Source organism: Bradyrhizobium manausense, assembly GCF_018129685.1.
Lineage (GTDB): Bacteria > Pseudomonadota > Alphaproteobacteria > Rhizobiales > Xanthobacteraceae > Bradyrhizobium > Bradyrhizobium manausense_D.
On the sequence record NZ_JAFCLG010000012.1, the window covers coordinates 117,888 to 138,460 of the forward strand.

16 protein-coding genes are annotated in these 20,573 nt (G+C 64.8%); 7 read left to right on the plus strand and 9 right to left on the minus strand.

Annotated elements, in window-relative coordinates:
- Positions 1 to 213 precede the first annotated feature (213 nt).
- The 3 genes from JQ621_RS24765 to JQ621_RS24775 all read left to right on the plus strand — a co-directional run bounded on the left by JQ621_RS24765 (position 214) and on the right by JQ621_RS24775 (position 2,830).
- Complete coding sequence (locus JQ621_RS24765; protein WP_212237631.1) at positions 214 to 1,848, plus strand: isocitrate lyase; 1,635 nt, start codon at positions 214 to 216, stop codon at positions 1,846 to 1,848.
- Positions 1,849 to 1,871: 23 nt separating this feature from the next.
- Positions 1,872 to 2,081 carry a DUF4170 domain-containing protein gene (locus tag JQ621_RS24770; RefSeq protein ID WP_008137787.1) on the plus strand — a complete coding sequence of 70 codons (210 nt, stop codon included), beginning with the start codon at positions 1,872 to 1,874 and terminating at the stop codon, positions 2,079 to 2,081.
- 191 nt (positions 2,082 to 2,272) lie between these two features.
- On the plus strand, positions 2,273 to 2,830 hold the full coding sequence (locus JQ621_RS24775) for a hypothetical protein (RefSeq protein WP_212237640.1): 558 nt from the start codon (positions 2,273 to 2,275) through the stop codon (positions 2,828 to 2,830).
- Between the two features lie 142 nt (positions 2,831 to 2,972).
- Here the strand turns inward: JQ621_RS24775 and JQ621_RS24780 are convergent, their stop codons facing one another.
- Positions 2,973 to 3,854 (minus strand): metallophosphoesterase family protein, encoded by an 882-nt coding sequence (locus tag JQ621_RS24780; protein ID WP_212237701.1) that lies wholly within the window; start codon positions 3,852 to 3,854, stop codon positions 2,973 to 2,975.
- Between the two features lie 89 nt (positions 3,855 to 3,943).
- Between JQ621_RS24780 and JQ621_RS24785 the strand changes: the two genes are divergently transcribed.
- From JQ621_RS24785 to JQ621_RS24800, 4 genes are all read left to right on the plus strand, one after another.
- Complete coding sequence (locus tag JQ621_RS24785) at positions 3,944 to 4,435, plus strand: NUDIX domain-containing protein (RefSeq protein ID WP_212237642.1); 492 nt, start codon at positions 3,944 to 3,946, stop codon at positions 4,433 to 4,435.
- An 86-nt stretch (positions 4,436 to 4,521) separates the two neighbouring features.
- On the plus strand, positions 4,522 to 5,700 hold the full coding sequence (locus JQ621_RS24790) for a glycosyltransferase family 2 protein (protein WP_212237644.1): 1,179 nt from the start codon (positions 4,522 to 4,524) through the stop codon (positions 5,698 to 5,700).
- A gap of 40 nt (positions 5,701 to 5,740) precedes the next feature.
- Entirely contained in the window at positions 5,741 to 6,865 is a 1,125-nt protein-coding gene (locus JQ621_RS24795; RefSeq protein ID WP_212237646.1) for a hypothetical protein, read from the plus strand.
- Between the two features lie 58 nt (positions 6,866 to 6,923).
- A complete protein-coding gene (locus JQ621_RS24800) occupies positions 6,924 to 7,439 on the plus strand; it encodes a GNAT family N-acetyltransferase (RefSeq protein ID WP_212237648.1) in 516 nt (171 codons plus the stop codon).
- Positions 7,440 to 7,610: 171 nt separating this feature from the next.
- Here the strand turns inward: JQ621_RS24800 and JQ621_RS24805 are convergent, their stop codons facing one another.
- From JQ621_RS24805 to JQ621_RS24840, 8 genes are all read right to left on the minus strand, one after another.
- Positions 7,611 to 9,185 (minus strand): hypothetical protein, encoded by a 1,575-nt coding sequence (locus JQ621_RS24805; protein WP_212237650.1) that lies wholly within the window; start codon positions 9,183 to 9,185, stop codon positions 7,611 to 7,613.
- 308 nt (positions 9,186 to 9,493) lie between these two features.
- Complete coding sequence (locus tag JQ621_RS24810; protein ID WP_212237652.1) at positions 9,494 to 9,958, minus strand: hypothetical protein; 465 nt, start codon at positions 9,956 to 9,958, stop codon at positions 9,494 to 9,496.
- Between the two features lie 95 nt (positions 9,959 to 10,053).
- Positions 10,054 to 12,321 (minus strand): TonB-dependent receptor, encoded by a 2,268-nt coding sequence (locus JQ621_RS24815; protein WP_212237654.1) that lies wholly within the window; start codon positions 12,319 to 12,321, stop codon positions 10,054 to 10,056.
- Between the two features lie 149 nt (positions 12,322 to 12,470).
- On the minus strand, positions 12,471 to 12,869 hold the full coding sequence (locus JQ621_RS24820; protein WP_212237656.1) for a DUF2946 domain-containing protein: 399 nt from the start codon (positions 12,867 to 12,869) through the stop codon (positions 12,471 to 12,473).
- Positions 12,870 to 13,439: 570 nt separating this feature from the next.
- The gene (locus JQ621_RS24825; protein WP_212237658.1) at positions 13,440 to 15,503 is read right to left on the minus strand and encodes a hypothetical protein; all 2,064 of its coding nucleotides are present in this window, start codon (positions 15,501 to 15,503) and stop codon (positions 13,440 to 13,442) included.
- A 142-nt stretch (positions 15,504 to 15,645) separates the two neighbouring features.
- Positions 15,646 to 18,459: a DUF4159 domain-containing protein gene (locus JQ621_RS24830; RefSeq protein ID WP_212237660.1), complete on the minus strand. Its 2,814-nt coding sequence runs from the start codon at positions 18,457 to 18,459 to the stop codon at positions 15,646 to 15,648.
- On the minus strand, positions 18,456 to 19,400 hold the full coding sequence (locus JQ621_RS24835) for a DUF58 domain-containing protein (RefSeq protein ID WP_212237662.1): 945 nt from the start codon (positions 19,398 to 19,400) through the stop codon (positions 18,456 to 18,458). The genes JQ621_RS24830 and JQ621_RS24835 overlap by 4 nt, the downstream gene beginning before the upstream one ends.
- Complete coding sequence (locus tag JQ621_RS24840) at positions 19,400 to 20,398, minus strand: AAA family ATPase (protein WP_212237664.1); 999 nt, start codon at positions 20,396 to 20,398, stop codon at positions 19,400 to 19,402. Before JQ621_RS24840 ends, JQ621_RS24835 begins: the two co-directional genes overlap by 1 nt.
- Between the last annotated feature and the right edge of the window lie 175 nt (positions 20,399 to 20,573).

Consider the following 20,573-nt stretch of genomic DNA (forward strand, 5'->3'; position numbering starts at 1 on the left):
TCAAGGTCAGTCTTTCTGACCTATACTTTACAGGATTTACAAAGTTACATCTATTACATGTTCTGATGTTACATGACATCACCATTCGAATACAAGTCCTCTGTACGAACTTCTCTTTCTCGCGTTTATCTCCTGACACGCATTTCGCAATGCATTGTCAAAAATGTCGATGACGAAGCCAACGCTTCGTCGTCATCGAGAAGGATCAGGCACATGAACTACCAGCCTCGCGGCATCAACACCCTCCAGGGCCCGGCGTCGTATCAGAGCGAGATCGACGCGGCCCGGGCGCTCCTCGACAGCCAGCCGACCTGGAACGGGGTGACGGCCGAGGCGGTCGCGCGCATGCGCCTGCAGAACCGTTTCAAGACCGGCCTGGACATCGCCCGCTACACCGCGGCGCTGATGCGGGCCGACATGGCGGCCTATGACAAGGATCCGACCAAGTACACGCAGTCGCTGGGCTGCTGGCACGGCTTCATCGCGCAGCAGAAGCTGATCTCGATCAAGAAGCACTTCGGCGGCAGGACCGATCGCAAATATCTGTATCTGTCCGGCTGGATGATCGCGGCGCTGCGTTCCGAGTTCGGACCGCTGCCCGACCAGTCGATGCACGAGAAGACCTCGGTGCCGGCGCTGATCGAAGAGCTCTACACCTTCCTCCGTCAAGCCGATGCCCGCGAGCTCAACGACATCTTCCGTCTGCTCGACAAGGCGCGCAAGGAAGGCGATGCGACCCGCGAGAAGGAGCTGATCGCGAAGATCGACAACTTCCAGACCCATGTCGTGCCCGTCATCGCCGACATCGACGCCGGCTTCGGTAACGCCGAGGCGACCTATCTGCTCGCCAAGAAGATGATCGAAGCGGGCGCCTGCGCGCTGCAGATCGAGAACCAGGTCTCGGACGAGAAGCAGTGCGGTCACCAGGACGGCAAGGTCACCGTGCCGCACGAGGTTTTCCTCGCCAAGATCCGCGCCTGCCGCCACGCCTTCCTCGAGCTCGGTGTCGAGGACGGCATCATCGTCACCCGCACCGACTCGCTCGGCGCTGGCCTGACGCAGCAGATCGCCGTCAGCCACAAGCCGGGCGACATCGGCGACCAGTACAACAGCTTCCTCGATTGCGAGGAAGTGACGGCGGCGAACGCCCGCAACGGCGACGTCATCATCAACCGCAACGGCAAGATGCTGCGTCCGAAGCGGCTGCCCTCGAACCTCTACCAGTTCCGCGCCGGTACGGGCGAGGACCGCTGCGTGCTCGACAGCATCACCTCGCTGCAGAACGGCGCGGACCTGCTCTGGATCGAGACCGAGAAGCCGCATATCGAGCAGATCGCCAAGATGGTCGACCGCATCCGTGAGGTCATCCCGAACGCCAAGCTCGCCTACAACAACTCGCCGTCGTTCAACTGGACCATCAACTTCCGTCAGCAGGTCTACGACGCGATGAAGGAAGCCGGCAAGGATGTCAGCAAGTACGTCAGGGCCGAGCTGATGAAGCCGGAATACGACGATACGCCGCTGGCGATCGAGGCCGACGAGCGCATCCGGACCTTCCAGGCGGATTCGGCCAAGCGTGCCGGCATCTTCCACCACCTGATCACGCTGCCGACCTACCACACGGCCGCGCTGTCCACCGACAACCTCGCACGCGAGTATTTCGGCGAGCAGGGCATGCTCGGCTACGTCAAGAACGTCCAGCGTCAGGAGATCCGTCAGGGTATCGCCTGCGCCAAGCACCAGAACATGGCCGGCTCCGATATCGGCGATGACCACAAGGAATATTTCGCAGGTGAAGCGGCCCTGAAGGCGGGCGGCGCCCACAACACGATGAACCAGTTCGGCTAACGCCATCCAAGAGGAGACTGACAATGACCAAAGGCAGCAATTTCTGGGTGATCGGCGGCGAGTTCGGCTCGATGAACTTCCACAAGCTCGTCGAAGGCTCGGCCCAGGTGCAGGGTCCGTTCAAGACCCGCAAGGAAGCCGAAGACGCCTGGCGCTCGGTTTCGGAAGAGAACCGCCACAAGGCCGGCGTCCGTTTCTCGATCGTGGAAGAGCCGTCGCGGGTCTCGGCCTGACGGCTGCCTGACAACCTCTAAGAAGACGTCCAAGGACGGAGGGTCCCATCCGGCGCAAGCCGGGTGGGATCGTCTGTTTTTGGCACAGGTCATGCCCCCTGGGGCTCTGTAAGTATCTGGAATGATGGGCCCTTTGCTCAGGTTATGGTTGCTGATAGGTTAACGGCGGAAAGTCGAGGACGAGGCCGATCATGTCAGAGCCCGAAACCAGCGGTATCCATCCCAGTCAGCCGCGCCCGGTGCGGCTGCGCGATGCGCTGCTCCGCGCGCGGATCGAGGCCGCCGACCGAACCGGCGTGGTGGTCGATCTCAGGGACGCCGAGGTGGCCCGGCTCGAGATCCTCAACGACGCGCTCGATCCGCTGTTCGCGCAGGTGCCCGATCAGATCGACCTGTTCGACCGCGGCATCAGCCAGGGCGATACGCCCAGGCTCTGGATCGATGTCGTCGCCCACATCGTGATGGGGCGCGACAAGCGGCAGTACCGCTTTGTCCAGGACACCCGTTTCGGCCGCATCGTGCTCGCCGAATCCCACGACACCGCCGTCATCGTGGAGGCCGTGACTGACTATGTCGCCCGTCGCATGATCGAACGCGAGCGCGCGATGGTGGTGCCGTCAGAGCCGAAGGAGGACGTCGCAGAGCAGCCGCCGCGCCGCTCGCGCATCTGGCCGTTCGTGCTGGGTTTCATTCTTGGCGCCGCCGCGCTGTTCGGTGTCGCCGTGCTTGCGGCGTTGCGGAGCTGGTGAAAGTCTTTCCGTCGTCTCGGAGTATTTCCCTCCGTCATTCCGGGGCATGCGTAGCATGAACCCGCAATCCATTCATCGCCATGCGCTGAGGCCCAATGGATTCCGGGCTCGCGCTGACGCGCGCCCCGGAATGACGAAATTCTCACACCAGCCGCGTTCGCTTGATCTCCCGAACCTGCAGGCCATGATCGATGCTTCGCACGATCTGCTCGCAGCGCCAGCCGGCATTGTCCTTCTCGATCCCGAACAGATTGTAAGCCGCCGCCGGATAGCGGCCGTGCGCGAGCGCCGAGGCCGACGGCACGCCGATCGCCGGAATATCGCCATTGGGACCTTCGAACCACATCGTCGAATGGATGTGGTCGTGCCCGTGCAGGACGAGCTCGACACCGTGGCGCTTGAGCAGCGACAGCAGGCTTGCGGAATCCGTCAGCCGCTTCTGGCGCGCACCGGACTTCAGGGGATGATGCACGAGCAGCACGCGGAAGACGTCCTCGGCTGCGAGCGTGTCGAGCACGCGCTCGAGATCAGCCAGCTGATCGCGCCCGAGCGTGCCCGTCGCCATCAAGGGCGGCGTCGGCACGGCGCTGGAGAGGCTGATCAGCGCGACCGGCCCGCGGCGGCGCACACCCGGAAAGCCGGTGTTGCCGTCGTCGCTCGCAAGCCAGGGCGCAAAGGTCTCGCCGAAGCGATGCGACGTTGCGCGCACATAGGCGTCGTGATTGCCGGGAATCGTGGTGACGCGGTCGGGCGGCCCGACGCCCTCGAGCCAGGCGCGCGCCGGCGCGAACTCCGCCTCCATCGCCAGATTGACGAGATCGCCTGTGACTGCGATGTGGTCGGGCGCTTGTGCCAGCATGTCGGCGACCAGCGCGTCGAGCACCTCGCGGCGCTGGTATTTGTGGCGGTTGCGCGTCCAGTTGATGTAGCCGAGCGCACGCTTGCCGGCGAGCTCGGTCAGCCGCGGCTTCGGCAGCGGCGCTAGGTGCGGGTCGGACAGATGGGCGAGCGTGAAAGGTGCCAGGAACGATGTCATCGCGCGCGATTGCCTCGCTATTCCCTTGCTGTAATGGCAAGGTCCCGCCATCAGCGCAAGGGAAGCCTGGGAGACTGATGGGAGAGCGACTGAACCGGATCCGACTGAGATTCGAGCCGCTGCTGCGGCGCTTCTTCCACGCCTATTTCCTGCTGGTTCGTGGCATGACGCTCGGCGTCCGCGCCGTCGTGCTCGATGCCGACAACAGGGTGTTTCTTGTCAAGCACAGCTATGTCGCGGGCTGGTATCTGCCCGGCGGCGGCGTCGACTTCGGCGAGACCATGGAGCAGGCGATGCGCCGCGAGCTCAAGGAGGAGGGCGATATCGACCTGACCGGGGAGGCCGTGCTGCACGGCATCTTCCTCAACAGCCACGTCTCCCGCCGCGACCATGTCGCGGTCTATGTGGTCAGGCATTTCCGCCAGGACCGGCTGCCACAACCCAACCGCGAGATCATCGCATGCGGGTTCTTCGCGGCTGCTGCCTTGCCCGAGGGGACCACGACCGGTACGCGGCTGCGGCTCGCGGAAGTCCTGGACGGTCAGCCGCTGATGACGACGTGGCGCTGAGGGCCATCGACTTTGGCAGGGGCCGGTGTTAGATCGCGCAAGATTCCGAAGTTTCCATGGGTCCGGCTGACGAGATGAGCAGTCAAATGTCGGTTGTCAGCGAACGGAATGTTCCGTCTGAGCTCGAGCTCACGATCTTGATGCCGTGCCTCAACGAGGCCGAAACGCTCGCAACCTGCGTTGCCAAGGCGCAGTCATTTCTCGTGCGTGCAGGGGTCGCAGGTGAGGTGTTGATCGCGGATAACGGCAGCACTGACGGATCGCAGGACATCGCGACGGCGGGAGGCGCACGCGTTTTCGACGTTCCTGTCCGCGGCTACGGGGCGGCGCTGCGTGCCGGGATCGACGCTGCGCGCGGCCGCTATATCGTCATGGGCGACGCCGACGATAGCTACGACTTCGAGCGCATCGACGCGTTCCTCGAGCGGCTGCGCGCGGGCGACGATCTGGTCATGGGCAACCGTTTCCGCGGTGGCATAGAACCGGGAGCGATGCCGTTTCTTCATCGGTATCTCGGCAATCCCGTTCTGAGCTGGTTTGGACGGCTTTTCTTCGGCTCGGGTCTTGGCGATTTTCACTGTGGCATGAGGGGTTTCTCCAAGGCGGCGATGTCGAAGCTCGAGTTGCGCACGGCCGGGATGGAGTTCGCGAGCGAGATGGTCGTGCGGGCGACCCTTGTCGGTCTGAAGATCTCCGAAGTGCCGACCACGCTGTCGAAGGACGGGCGATCCCGTCCACCGCACTTGAGAACGTGGCGCGACGGCTGGCGTCACCTGAAGTTTCTGCTGCTGTATTCGCCGCGATGGCTGTTCTTCTATCCGGGGGTGTTGCTGGTCGCGGTGGGCACTGCGCTGAGCGGCTTGCTTTTTTTGGGACCGATCAGAATCGGCGGAATCGGCTTCGACATTCGCACGATGCTTGTCGCATGCACCTGTCTGATCGTGGGCATTCAGGCCATTTGTTTTGCGACGATCGCCAGGGCATTCGCGGCGGATTTGAACCTTCTTCCACCGCCCTCGCAGTATGGCCGCATCATCGAGGCGTTCACTCTCGAACGTTTCGTTTTCGGTGGGGCCGCGATTCTCGTGGTCGGTATCGTTGGCCTGATCACGGCAGTGGTGAAGTGGGGCGAAGCCAATTTCGGATCTCTTGACGTGTCGAGCCTGCTTCGGGTCGTGGCCCTTTCAACGACTGCGATCACGGTGGGCGCCCAGCTGGTATTTACGGGCTTTCTGGCCGGGCTCATGTCGATCAGGCACTCCTAGGCGTGCGCATGTTCGCGCGCCCAGGCCTAACGGAAACACGATGAAAACCCTCAAATTTGGCTTCGGCCTGATCTGCCTGCTGATCCTTGCCAGCAACATTCTTACGATGTCGTCCTGGACCGAAACCCGCGGCGTCTATGACGACATCTGCTACCTGCGTCAGGCTCACTTGTTTCAACTATATGGGATCGGCGGGCTCGACACGGATGTGTCCCGGGACGAGGACCATTTCCTGCAACGCAAGTTGAAAGAGATCGGCTTTCCGGAGGAAAAGGCTCCGCCGTGCCATCCCCCGGCAAAGAGCGGCAAGGGCGTACTGCAATATCCGCCAGGTACCGGGTTTCTGCTTTCGCTGTTTCCGGAGGGACATCAGGTCGTCCCGCTCTATGCCGCTGCCAGCTTGATCATATGCGGCTTCGCTTTGCTCGGCATCTATTTCGCGCGGTCTTTGCCGGCAATTCTCGGTGCGGGCGTATTCGGCGCTCTTGCCATGTACATGATGATCAATCCGGCGAAGGCCAGCTATTCCATTGCCCCGACGATGGCGATCTGTGCTGCAGTGGGCTATCTGACCGCGCTGTGGCTAACCACAGGCAAGCGTGAGGTGTGGTTGGTCTTCTTGATCGGCCTCCTGCTCGGACTGTCGGTCAATTTCAGATTGCCGAATCTGCTCCTGGTCGCGGGCTACGTCCTATATTTGGGCACCACATTCCTTCGGTCACGTACCATCGCGACATTTCGACGAGGCTTGGTCTTTTGTCTCGCCTACGTGGTCGGCATCGCGCCGACCTTGATTGCCAATGCGATCAACGCCGGCAGCCCATTTACAACGACCTACAGTTCCGAGGATGCTCTGCCACCCGAATTCAACCTCGAGATCCTCGGCCAGTATTTGCACGACCTGCAGTTCGGGCTGATCCTGCTGGCGATCGGATCGACCGCGTGGCTCCTGCGGGCCGGTTACGGCGGAGCACGGCATGTCGCGTTCCTTGTCGCCAGCAATCTTCTGATCAACCTGATCTTCTTCCTGAGCCACCCGATTTTCACGCCTTACTACGTGGTTCCGATCACCATGCTCGCGGTCTGGAGCGTTTGCTTTACCGGCGCAATGCAGCCGCCCGGATCTAACCGGGAGGGACAGCTTGGACGGGCGGTCCGCGCCTGAACCCGGATGCAGTGCCGATGGACGTCGGCACCTCCAGATGCTATCTGCCCGAGCTGCCATGAACGATCTCTCCATCACCATCCGCCCCGAAGTCCCAGGCGATGCCCAGGCGATCGAGCGCCTGCACGAGCGCACGTTTGGCCCCGGTCGTTTCGTACTCAGCGCCTATCGCATCCGCGAGCATGTCGACCATCTGCTCGAGGTCTCCTTCACCGCGCGCATCGGCACGTTGCTGGTCGGCTCGGTCAGGCAGTTGCCTGTCATGATCGGCGAGACGCCGGCGCTGCTGCTCGGGCCGCTCACGGTCGAGCCGCCGTTCCGCAGCCGCGGCATCGGCCGCATGCTGATGGAGCGGGCTCTGCAGGACGCCAAGGACAGGGGGCACCGCATCGTGCTGCTGGTCGGCGACGAGCCCTATTACGGCCGCGTCGGCTTCAAGCTCGTGCCCAAGGGTCGCGTCACCATGCCCGGCCCGGTCGACGCCGCCCGCGTCCTGGTGTTCGAGCTTGTCGACGGCGCCTTCGAAGGCGTCTCGGGCGCAGTGGCGCCGGACTGGAGCAAGGCGCTGGGGTAGCGCGCCAACCATCGCTCGAGGCTCACATGTTCCGCGTGACCGCCGATACATTGCAGGCCTGCCTCGATTTCGACCCCGAGCGAAAGCGCGATCTGACCAAGCTGCAAGGCTCCTGATCTGCCGGCGCGGCAGCCAGTCGCGGAGACAATTCGATCCTGGGTTTGCCGCGCATTAGCGCGAATTGCCGGGCGGCATCTTCACCGACGGAAACGCATTGGGATCGGGTCGGGTCCACGGCAGGGACGATTTCGGCGCAGACGTCGCGCTAGGCGTCAATGTTTCGGCTGAATAGGTCGGTCGCTGCTCCACGCGACAGACGGTCTCGATCTTGTCTCCGGCCAGCCGCAACAACGTTCGTGGGGGTGTTGTACGCTGCAGCGCCCGCCCGCCGGTCCATTCGATCAGAACTTGTCCGTTCGCGCGAATGAGCGAGCTGTTCGAACCGCGGCAGTCCTGGTGCTCGTCCTGGATGTCGGCGAGCGCTTTGGCACGCGGGCTCTTCTCCAGTCGGTTGCCGTCGAGGAAAGCGATGCCGTTAAGGCTGCAACCAGCGCCCGCGCCGCTGTTGAATTCGTAATAGCCGATCCGTCCGGGCAGGCCCTTGGGGTCGAGGTTGACATCCGAATATCGCTGGAATTGCGGAGTGCCACCTCGATCCGGAAGTCCCGACTCATTGTCGACTGTGATGTCACCGGGGGCTAGCGGCTTGCTCCCGACTTGGTCGAATGGCTTTCCATCGAAAGCATCGTGGCAAATGGCGGGAGCCCGGTTCTCCGTCAGCACGGGCGTGAAGCTTCGCTTGAAGCGGCACACCGTGCCGGCATTCGGCTTCACGATCGCGACCGGTCCGCCGTCTTCCTGATAGACAAGATAATATCCGTCGCGGAACGGCAGCATGTGCAGCTCGGGCCAGCTTCCGGATTCGGATGGTGCATCGGTTCGATCAAAGTTGATCTCTTGCTTGTCGAACGATTCCGTCAGGAGCTCTTGCTCCGAGAGTCTCCTCGCCGACGAGACGATGGCAGGGATATGCGCCGTTCCTTGATCGAAGATGTAGACATGGTGCAATCGGCGGTCGCCGGCGATGTCGACCGGATCGGGATATCCCCATAGCTCCGCCTGGCGGCCGCGCGTGTAGAACGCCGCGACGTAGGAGCAGACATTGCTGCTGACGGTCGGATCGGCGTAGAGAAACTTGAAGTCCTCCGCCGCAGGCAACGGCTTTCCCGTGAGCGCCTGATAGCTCGAATATGCCTGCAAGCCGATCGCCGGGAGCTCGATCTTCTCGTCCCAGGTGACCGCGCGACCAAGGGAAGAGCGCACGGCATCGGCGAGATTGAGCCAGGCAATTGCACGGTCCGGAGCAAGGGCGACAACCTTCTGAAGGATCGGAATGGCCTTCTTGGGTTCGCTCGTCTTGCTCAGCCAAAAGCCGTAGTCGTTCAGGATCTCCACGCGCAGCGCCGGTTGCGTCTGGTCCGCCATGCGGTCGTCCAGCAACGAACCGACGCCTGCCTTTTCCAGCTTGGTTGCAAGGTCGGCAGACAATTGCCCGAGGGACGCGGGCACTTCCAGATAGGGCATCGCTGCGATGAGCGACTTGGGAAACTGTCTCCGCGCCGCGGCGTATTGGGCGAGCAACTCATCGTGAACGCGTTTCAACCGGGCTACATCCACGGTGGCCGGGCGCTCTGCGGCTTTGATGCGGGGACAGGTTCCGCACACGGAAATCAAGACCGCGATCAAAATCATGGTGTCGGAATATCGTAGCTTCACGGTGATGTCCCCTCATTGCGCCAACTATGTCGGCGGCGACATCTGAAGTCGCGCCGAGCAAAGCCGCAAGCGTCGTTCCCATCAATATTCTGCCCTGTGCGGTCCGGGTTTGTCCGGATTTGTGAGCACCCGTGCGTGGGTGGCACGTGGCATCAGGCCGAGCGACCGGGGCATCATGATCGGCGGGGATTCGTCCATTGCGAGAGCACCCGCAGCTGCCTTTCAGTCGCCGCCAGCTTCTCGCGATCACGTCGTTGTCCGCCGCATCAGCGCAGAGTCTATCGATGCTGCGACACCAGCGCGCGATTCCACAGCACCGAGAAGTGGCCCGCGTCGGCGGCATAAGTCATCTGGAACAACTGAGGCCCGGCATCTTCCGTGACGTAGCGCAGGTGGACGCCGAGATCGACCTTGCCGGGATTGGCGGCATCGGCAAACCAAGTGTCGGAGAAGGCACCGACGGCGGCAAATGCCTTCGGCTCCAGGAGCGATTCATTCACTAAATGTGGCCGCGGATCGAGGCCGGGGTTCGCAGCAAAATCGCGCAGTCTCGCGATGATCGCGATCTGGTTGGTTGATAGGCCAAAACCCCGCATGGCCTGTTCGGTCAGCGGTTGACATGGACCGAGGACGCCAGCCCTGGTCAACGCGCAGATGCTGAATCCGTCCGGATCAACATTCTGCGCGCGCCCCGCGGCCGCCGTGGCGAGCAGGCCGAGCAGGAAAATGACGGTCAGGCGCACAACGACCTCTGCAACAATCTGCTCCTTGGGTCGCCGCCGATAACAAATCGGTTCACGCGATCGGTCGGGGCCCACAGGCCCCGACTGGCGTGCAGCTAGAACCGCTGCGACATGCCGACATAGAAGCCGCGCCGCGGTCCGTATTGCGGAGCGAACACGCCGATGCCGGAGCCGTCGCGGATCTGGTAGATCGTGTCGAACACGTTGACGACGTCGAAGCGCAGCGTCGTCGGCTTGTTCGGCGCGACGATGTTGAAATCGTGCGACAGGCCGAGATTGACCTGCGTATAGCCCGGCAGATGGTCGGTGTTGGCAAAGCCCGAGCGCAGGCCGCTGCCATGGATCATCGAGACGCTGTAGCGCGTGCCCTCCCAGAGATAGGACGCGCCGGCCGACCCCGACAGCATCTGCGCATGGTCGGTGTAGATGTAATGGCCGGCGATATAGGCAAGCTCGTCCGCGCCGAACAGATACTGGTTCGAGACGACGGTGGTCGCGATCTGCTTGGCCCAGGCGAGGTTGGCATAGGCGCTGAAATTGCCGTTCCTGTAGGTCGATTTCAGCTCGACGCCGACATTCTCGCCGCGATCGTAGTTGAAGCCGCTCAGCACATAGGCGGCGCCGAACTGGCCGTCGTCGAGCAGGTCGCGCGCCTTCTTGTAATAGGCGTCGGCGCCGACCTCGAGGCCCGGGATCGGGTCAATCTTCTGCGTCACGCCGACGTCGAACACGTGCGAGCGTTCGGGGAGCACCGGGCTGTTCTGGCCGACCTGCGGCGTCTGCGTGTTGACAGGCGCGCCGGGCGGGGTGACCAGTGCGAGATTGACGGGGGACGCGATCACCTGCGAAGGCGGGGTGAAGTTGCGCGCATAGCCGGCATGGAAGGCGGTGCCGTCGAACGGCTTCCAGGTCAGGCTGACGCGCGGGCTGAGCTGGTTCGCATCGACGAATTGGACCATCTGGTCGAAGCGCAGGCCGGCATTCAGGGTCAGATTGTTGGTGATCTTCCATTCGTCCTGGACATAAGTCCCGATCAGCCAGCCGGTCTTGGCGTTGGAATCGAACACCGAGAACGGCGCGTCGATCGTGCCGTCCGTCGGGTCGGTGGGATCCACCAGCGGCAGCACCGTGGTGCCACTGTTGACCAGCGTCCGTTCCGCGCTCACCGACAGGCCGAAGCGCAGCGTGTGCGCATGGCCGATGCGCCAGGACGTGTCCTGCTGGATGCCGTTGACCACGCTCTGGCGATAGACGTCCGACGACACGCCGTTGAAGACGAGATCGCCGATCGCATCAGGATAGAAGTGCAACAGGCTGGTGCGGTTGAAATAGGACGTCTGCGCGTCGAACTCGCCGTTCGACGTCTGGTAAGACACGACGTTGAACTGGTTGAACTCGTTCTGGTGCTCGTTGAGCCGGGACGAGTCGAAACTCGAGACGCCGAACGCCGTATTGTTCGGCGTCTGGCCTGGATTGTTGGGGATCTGGAAGGTCGCATTCGACACGCCGCTCATGAAGGTGAGGCGGCTCATCGGATCGATCATCGTCGACAGATAGAGAAATCCCTTCTCCTGGTTGGTGCGGTCGTGGATCGCATTGACCGACGGGGTCGGGTTCTCGATGCCGAGATTGTTCTGCAGGAAGCGTCCGGACAGGAAATACTGCGTCTGCCCGGCCGTCCCGCCATATTCCACATTGGTGGAGATGGTGCCGTGGCTGCCGCCATAGACGCCGACCGCGCCTGTGTTGTTGAAGGCGTCGGCCTTGGTGGAGATGTCGAGCACACCGGCCGTTCGCAGCCCGTATTGCGCCGGCAATGCGCCGGTGAGCAGGCTGAGGCTGCCGACGATACCGGTGTCGAGGATCTGCCCGAACGCACCGACGCCGTCAGGAAGCATGACGCCGTTGATGCGATATTGCAGATTGGCGTGCTCGTTGCGGATATGCAGGTCGCCGCTTGCCGCCGAGTCCTGGGTGACACCGGGGAATTGCAGCAGCACCTTGTCGAGCGAGGCATTGCTGCCCTGCGGCAGCGCCTCGATCGCCTGGTGCGTGAGTGTGTGGGCCGTGGCCCCGCCGGGCGGAAGAATGGATTGGCGCGCGGCATCCAGCCGTTCGCCCGCGCCCTCGACGGCGGCCGGTGCCTCGGTCTGTGGCCGGGCCTGCGGCGATGCGCGCCGCTTGGCGACGGCGACGCGAACCTTGGGCCGGCGCGGCGCCTGCGCCTGCTTCGGTGCATCGACTTCGACGGCCGGCAGCGTCGTCGTGGGGGCCGTCGTCTGCGCCATGGCGCCGCCGCCGGGATGGAGCAACGTGAGGGCGGCGAGGCTCGAGCCCGCCAATATCGCTTTTGAAGACACCATTGTCCTGATTTCCGATCGCGCACCGCCGCTCTCGTTTTCGAGGCTTTGCAGGCGGCACGCGCCGTCGACACGCGACGGATCATCTTCGATAGCCTTGCGGGATCGGCGCGATGGACGGCCGATGCAGAAGGCAGCTCAATCGATGGAGATCAGGAGGCGGGAGGGGCGCGCGGCTGGAACGCGTGGCTGGCCGATTCCAGATGGATGAATTCGGCGTCGGTGGTGCGGTAGAGCAGCTCGACCGCGTGCGGCAGCAACAGCAGCGGCGGCGTCGCTGATATGATCGTGCCGGCCATCGCGACCAGCGCGCAGATCGCGCAGACGTCGTCGCCCGGTTGTTCGCGATCGGGATTTGTCGGCGACGGCTTCTGGATCGCCGCGCCGTGGGTCGAGGCGAGGATCTCGCCGCTGTCAGTCAGTTGCGACTGCGCGAGCGGCGCTGCCTGCGCGAAGAAGTGGCTATGGCCGAAGGTCAGCGCGAACTGCACCAGCATCGCAAACAATGCGAGCCGGGCGCCGTGCCTGATATTCGACCGGAACCACTTCATCTGAAAACGCCACCCCGCATCGCAAGGCGCCGACCGGCGACGCGATGTTACATTGTAACATCGCGCAATCGGTTTGTGGATGTCAACCGCGCGAGCACCCTATCGCGCAGTGTGACCGCGCGATGTGTCGTTCGGGCAACTCGATCAGGTCTGATGCGGCAACGAGGAAGATGTGCTTCCTCTCCCGCTTGCGGGCAGAGCAATCGCATATGACCTTTCCAGGATTTGCGCAGGCCGTTCCCGGACGTCATGGCCGGGCTTGTCCCGGCCATCCACGACCTTTCCCACAGCACGAAGAACGTGGATGCCCGGGACAAGCCCGGGCATGACGAGTTTGTGGCCCGAGCATCTCCAACCAACGCAATCCGCCATATGCGATTGCCCTGCGCTTGCGGGGGAGGGCTGGGGTGGGGGCTGTTGCCGCATTGGGATTGTCGAGAATTGCGGAGGATGTCCCCAAGTGGTGAGAACCCTCACCCGCGGCGCGCGGGACGATGCTGCGCATCGCCCGGGGCGCATCGACCTCTCCCGCAAGCGGGAGAGGCGGAGCAAGCCTCACACCTCAGGAGTTCACCGCCCCTCGCGCACCCAGGTCGCGGCGAACGCGCCGAGCAGCAGCAGCAGGCCGATCACGCCGGCGAAGATCGGCAGCACGCCGACGCCCTTGACCACGCTGGCGTCGCGCATCCGCACGCCCATCCAGCCGTCGCCCGCGAAGATGCCGGTCGAGCGCACCGGGACGATGCGCGGCAGCTCGACGCTGCCGCCGTCGGCGATCCGCACCGAACTGCCGCCGGTGGCTTGCGTCAGCGGCTTCAGCGCCTCGGTGGTGGAGGTGACTTCCGAAAACTCCTTCGGGTTGGTCGGACCGACATTGATCAGCGCCTTCAGCGTGCCGTCGGTGGCCTGCCAGAGGCCGAGCTCGCTGGCCGGCAGGCTGGCACGCCACTCGCCGGGGTCGCCGGAATTGAGCGTGAGATCATGCGACACACCGGAGGGCGAGGTCACCGTCACCGGCTGCACGCTGTCCGCCATGGTCTGGCGCACGACGATGAGATCCTTGCCCTGCACCTGCAGGCGCAGCGCCTCTTCATCGAGGTCCGGCTGCTTCATCAGCCAGTGCGACATCCGCCTCAGCAGATCGAGATGCGGGCCACCGCCTTCATAGCCGCGCGCCCACAGCCAGATGTGGTCGGACAGCAGCAGCGCGACGCGGCCCTCGCCGAAGCGCGACAGGAACAGCAGCGGCTTGCCGTCCGCGCCGGTCATCACCGGCGGGTTGACCGAATTGCGGGTGTCGACGGTGCGGAAGAAGCGGCTCCAATGCGGCGGCTCGGAGGCCGCGCCTTCAAGCCCGCGCGTCACCGGATGGCGTTTGCCGAGATCGGACAGATGCGCATAGAACGGCTTCTCGGTGACGCCGACGGGTTCGGCCGGCAGCACCGAATCCAGCGGCGTCCGCCAGATGCTGGTGGTCGAGGCGTAGTCCGGACCCGCCGAGACCAGCACGGCGCCGCCGGCGCGCACATAGCGCGCGATGTTGTCGAAATAGGCAATCGGCAGCACACCCTGGCGGGCGTAGCGGTCGAAGATGATCAGCTGGAATTCGTTGATCTTCTGCTGGAACAGCTCGCGGGTCGGAAACGCGATCAGCGACAATTCGTTGATCGGCGTGCCGTCCTGCTTCTCCGGCGGGCGCAGAATGGTGAAATGAACGAGGTCGACGCTGGCGTCGGACTTGAGGAGGTTACGCCAGGTCCGCTCGCCGGAATGCGGCTCGCCCGAGACCAGCAGCACGCGCAGCTTGTCGCGCACGCCGTCGATGGCAACGACCGCGCGGTTGTTCACCAGAGTCAATTCTCGCTCGAGTGGCGAGGCCTCGATCTCGACGATGTTCGAGCCGGCATGCTTGATCTCGACGTCGACGCTTGCGCTCTGGCCGCTCGTCAGCGTGCGCTCGTTGATGACCTCGCCGTCACGGCGGATCGTGACCCTGGCGCGTTCGTTGCTGACGCCCTGGTCGTCGAGCTTGTAGGTGATGGTCTGGTTCTGGCCGACGATGCCGAAGCGCGGCGCCGCCGTGATCGCGATGCGGCGGTCGCGCTCGTCCTTCTGTCCGGTGATCAGCGCCTGCACCGGCGCCTGGAAGCCGAGCGCGGCGGCGTTGGCCGGAATGTCATGGACGCGGCCGTCGGTGATCAGGAACGCGCCGGCGACGCGGTCGACCGGCACGTCCGACAGCGCTGAGGCGAGCGCGCCGAACAGTTTTGTGCCGTCGGTCTCGCCGTCGGCCTGTCCGGCATCGACGACGCGCACCTCCAGCCCCTTGATCTTCTTCAGGCCGTCGACCAGCGCTTCCTGCGCCTTCGCGGCTTCCTGGTTGCGCTTGCCGAAATTCTGGCTGGGGCTCTTGTCGACTACGACGGCGGCGACCGAGGTCAGGGGATCGCGGTCCTCGCGCGTGAAGGAGGGATTGGCGAGCGCCAGCAGAAACAGCGCCAGTGCCGCCACCCGCACGGCAGCACCGCGGGCCCGCGCGACCAGCAGCACGATTGCGATGACCACGATGGCCGCGAGCGCGATCCAGAGGACGATCGCGGGAACCAGCGGCGTGAACGCGATGCCGTAATTCATGGCCTCACTCTTTCGGCATCGTCATGCCCGGGCTTGTCCCGGGCATCCACGTTCCCGGTGCCGTGCGGCAAGGCGCGGATAGCCGGGACAAGCCCGGCCATGACGGCTTCAGTTTGGCGGGCACCGAGCTTCGAAACCCGCATCATTGCCCCAATCGCTCGATGAGCGCCGGTGCGTGCACCTGGTCGGCCTTGTAGTTGCCGGTCAGCGTGTACATGACGATGTTGACGCCGGCGCGGTAGGCGAATTCGCGCTGGCGCGGTTCGCCCGGCGACAGCGGTAGCATCGGCTGGCCGTCGGGACGGAGCGCCCAGGCGCCGGCGAGGTCGTTGGAGGTGATGATGATCGGCGAGACGCCGTCGCCGCCGCGGGCAGGGCGCTGCGCGCTGTCGTCGTCGTCTTCGCGCGGCAGGGCCTCGACCCAGGTCTGGCCCGAGTTGAAACGGCCGGGGAAGTCGCGCAGCAGGTAAAACGTCTTGGTCAGCACGTGTTCGCGCGGCACCGGCTCGAGCTCAGGCACTTCGAGCGAGGACAGGATCTCGCGCAGGGCCTGCATGCCCGGCGTCTGCGATGCACCGTTCTCGCCGGGCGGCGCTTCGACCGCGTCACGCGTGTCGAAGATCACCGTGCCGCCCTGCTTCATGTAGGCGTCGATCTTGTTGATGGCGTCCTGCGGCGGCTTCGGCGCGCCGGGCACGATCGGCCAGTAGATCAGCGGGAAGAAGGCGATCTCGTCATGCGCGGGATCGACGCCGACGGGATCGCCGGCTTCCAGCGCGGTGCGCTGCGCCAGGAACAGCGTCAGGCCGGACAGGCCGGCCTTGACGATGGAATCGACGTCGGCATTGCCGGTCACGACGTAGGCGAGGCGGGTCTGCGAGGTCGACTTCATCGCGAAATCGTCCGACGCGCCGTCGGCCCGCGACGGCGTTGGCGACAGCACCGCGATGCCTGCGAGCACGACGCCGAGCAGGATGATGGCGGGCGCGGCGCGACGGCGCAGCAGCGCGGCAAGGCCGCCGCCGAGCAGCGCGACGATGATGGCGTCGATCAGGAACAGGGCGAGCGAGGTCGACAACAGCCAGCCGCGCAAGTCGCGCGGCTCGGCATTGGTGTAGGTGGCGTGCCGGGCGTTCAGGGGCGTGGTGTTGAGGGCCGCGATACGGTCGGCGTTGGCAAGCGTGTTCACGGCAAGCGGTCCTTCTGCCGGACCGTAGAAGCCGGGCGGATGATCCGGCGTGGCGCGGTCACGATAATCTGACGTCAGCGGCTTGGCGGTGGCCGGCGGCGGCCCGAAGGCCCCGAAGCCATCGAGCATGTGCAGCGGCGCCAGCGTCTCGGTGCTGGCTTCGCCGGCAACGCCGGGGCCAGGTTTGGCGGTGTAGCCGGACATGTCGACGACACGCCTCAGCATTTCGACGAAGGTGCCGGACATTGGCAGATCCGACCAGCGCATGTCGGCGCTGACATGGAACAGGCTGACGATGCCTTTGCCGCGATGCTCGCCGGTGACGAGCGGCGTGCCGTCTTCGAGCGAGGCCCAGCTCTTGGTCGCGAGCACCGCATCGGGCTCGGCCAGCACCTGCCGGCTCACGGTGACATCCTTGGGAACCGGGACGCCGGCAAACGGGCCGTCGGTCGTGAAGCTGGCCAGATGCTGAGGCTTCTCCCAGGTCAGGCTGCCGCCGAGCGTGCGGCCGCCCTTGCGCAGTTTCACCGGCACGAGATCATCTTCGGCCTGCGCCAGCCGGGGCCCGGCGAACCGCACCAGCACGCCGCCCTGGTCGATCCAGGCGTTGAGACGCTCGCGCAATTCGGGCGCAACGGTGCCGACATCGGCGAGGATGATCATCGGCAGCTTCTGGTCGAGAAATTGCGCGACGCCCTGCTGCGGCGAGCCCTTGTCGGCGAGCCGCACGTCGGCGAACGGCGCCAGCGCGCGGGCCAGGTAGAAGGTCGGCGCGAGCAGCGGCTGCGACGTTTCGCTGGTCGAACCCGAGACGATGCCGATGGCGCGTCGCCGCCAGCGCTTGTCGAGCAGCTGCACGGCGCCGGCCGAACGCTCGCCTGATATCTCGAGCCGCGCGATGTCGTTGCGCAGCTCGACCGGCAGATCGAACGCGGCCTCGACTTCCTTGTCCTGCATTCCGAAGGTGAAGCGCGCCTCGCCGATCGGCGAAGCCTTCTGGTCGAGCGCCCGCACGGTGCCGGCGAGAATGCCGCTGTCGGTGCGCAGCACCTTCACCGTCATCTTCGCCGCCGCGTTCTCCGCCGCGACCAGCGCCAGCGGGGACGAGGTGCCGCCTTCGAACAGCGTCAAGCCGCGCTCGCCCAGGGTCTTGCCGAGCCCGGCCACGAACTCGTCGCCCCGGCCGGTGTCGACGCCGTCGGACAGCCAGGCGATTTCGCACTCGCCGGTCGCTTTCAGGAAACGATCGATCGCGGGAAGCGTTTCGACGCGGTCGATCGAATAAGGCTTCGGCACGATCTGCCGCAGCGCGACGCGCGCCGCGCCGGCCGGCATCAGCGTGATGTCGCGGTTCGGCTCGGACAGCGGCACCAGCGCAATCGCACGGCGATCGTTGTCGGCGTTCGCAATCAGCTCGTCGGCGGCCCTGATCCTGGTGTCCCAGTTCGATGCGGCGCTCCAGCCGTCGTCGAGCATGATCATCAGCGGCGCCTTGCTGGCGGCAAGCCCGACTTGCGGATTCCAGATCGGGCCGGCGGCGGCAAAGATCACCAGCGCTGCGGCGAGCAGGCGCAGCGCCGTCAGCCACCACGGTGTCCGCGACGGCGTCTCTTCGCGTGGCGCGATGTCGAACAGCAGGCGGGTCGGCGGAAACTCGATGCGGCGTGGCCGCGGCGGCATCACGCGAAGCAGCCACCACAACACCGGCAGGCTGACGAGGCCGATCAGGAGCAGCGGTTCGGTGAAAGCGAGCGGCAATCCCATCATGCGGCCGGCCCCGCCTTGATCGAAACGGTGCGCGCGCCCGACTTGCTCACCTGCATGCCCGCGTGCAGGAACAGCAGGAGCTCGGCCGCCGAGCGGTCGGTCGCATGGGTCGTGAACAGCCAGTCGAGCTTGCCGGTCTCGGCGCGGATCTGGTCGCGGTGCAGCGCGAGCCGGGCGGTGTAGTCCTGCGCCCAGCTCTCGGCGCGGCCGGCGGTGATGACGCCAAAGCCTTCCGGCTCGACGAATTCGATGCGGCCCGAATAGGGGAAGCTCTCTTCGGCGGGATCGACGACCTGCACCAGCGTGCCGTGGGCGCCGGAGCCGGACAGGCCGGCGAGCGTCGCCTGGATCTCCTGTAGCGGCGACCAAAAATCCGACAGCACGATGATTTCGGCCAGCGCCGCCGGGACGAAGGACGGCGGCAGGCTGAGCCTGTCGGCATCGTCATGCAGCATCGCCTGCGCCATCTTGTCGATCACGCTGCGGCTTGCGGTCGGCGCCATCAAACCGGGGATGCCGACGCGTTCGCCGCCCGCAACCAGCAGCTCGGCCAGCGCGAAGGCGACGATCAGCGTGCGCTCCAGCTTGGAGTCGCGCGCGGTCTTCGAGGCAAACGCCATCGACGGCGAACGATCGGGCCAGATCCAGACCGTGTGCGAGGCTTCCCATTCGAGCTCGCGGACATAGAGATGGTCGTCACGCGCCGAGCGGCGCCAGTCGACGTTCTGCGACGGCTCGCCGGATACGAAGCGGCGGTATTGCCAGAAATTCTCGCCGGAGCCGGCGCGGCGCCGTCCGTGCAGACCGTGGATGACGTTGGCGGCGATGCGGCGGGCCTCGAGCACCAGGCGCGGCAAGGAAGCTGCGAGCGTGCGGCTTTCGCCATCGGCACGTCGGATCGCGATGATCTCCTTGCCCGTGTGCCCGTTCTCCGCTGCCATCAACCGATCCGCGTCTTCAACTGCTTGATCACGTCCGGAATCGTGCGGCCTTCCGCACGTGCCTGGAACGTCAGCGCCATGCGGTGCTTCAGGACCGGCTCGGCGAGGTCGAGCACGTCGTCGATCGAGGGCGCGAGGCGTCCGTCGATCAGCGCGCGCGCGCGCACCGCCAGCATCAGGGATTGGCTGGCGCGCGGGCCGGGGCCCCAGGCGATGAACTTGCCGGCCTCGCCGCTGTCAGGACCCGGACGGGCCGAACGGACCAGCGACAGAATGGCTTCGACCACGGAATCGCCGACCGGCAGGCGGCGCACCAGCCGCTGGGCACTGATCAACGCATCTGACGTCATCGAGCCCTTGGCCAGCGTTTCCTCCGCGCCTGTCGTCTCGAACAGGATGCGGCGTTCGGCATCGCGATCGGGATAATCGACGTCGATCTCCATCAGGAAGCGGTCGAGCTGCGCTTCGGGCAGCGGATAGGTGCCTTCCTGCTCCAGCGGGTTCTGGGTTGCGAGCACGTGGAACGGCTTCGGCAGGTCGTGGCGCGCGCCGGCGACGGTGATGTGCTGCTCCTGCATCGCCTGCAGCAGCGCCGATTGCGTGCGCGGTGAGGCGCGGTTGATCTCGTCGGCCATCAGCAGCTGCGCGAACACGGGGCCGGAGATGAAACGGAAGGAGCGTTTGCCGGTCGTGCTCTCGTCCAGCACTTCGGCGCCGAGAATGTCCGACGGCATCAGGTCGGGCGTGAACTGGATGCGCTTGGCATCGAGACCGAGCGTGACGCCGAGCGTCTCGACCAGTTTTGTCTTCGCAAGGCCGGGCACGCCGATCAGGAGCGCATGGCCGCCGGAGAGGATGGTGACCAGCGTGTTCTCGATCACGCGATCCTGACCGAAGATCACCGACCCGATCGCATCCTTGGCCGCGCGAATCTGAGCAGACACCTGCTCGGCCGAACGGACGATGCCGTCTTCGAGCTTCTCGACACTCTCCGCCATTCGCTCGCTCCTTTAGCCTGTCACAGGGCTATCTTGCGTGGTCAAGAAATCGCATCAATCTGCGTCATGGCCCCTATGCTAGACTTGCAAGAACGCCATGTATTCGTTGAATTAACCTATCCCCACCTTATCGGCTTCGGGTTATGTACGGCATCACGAAGTGGAGACCTCCACA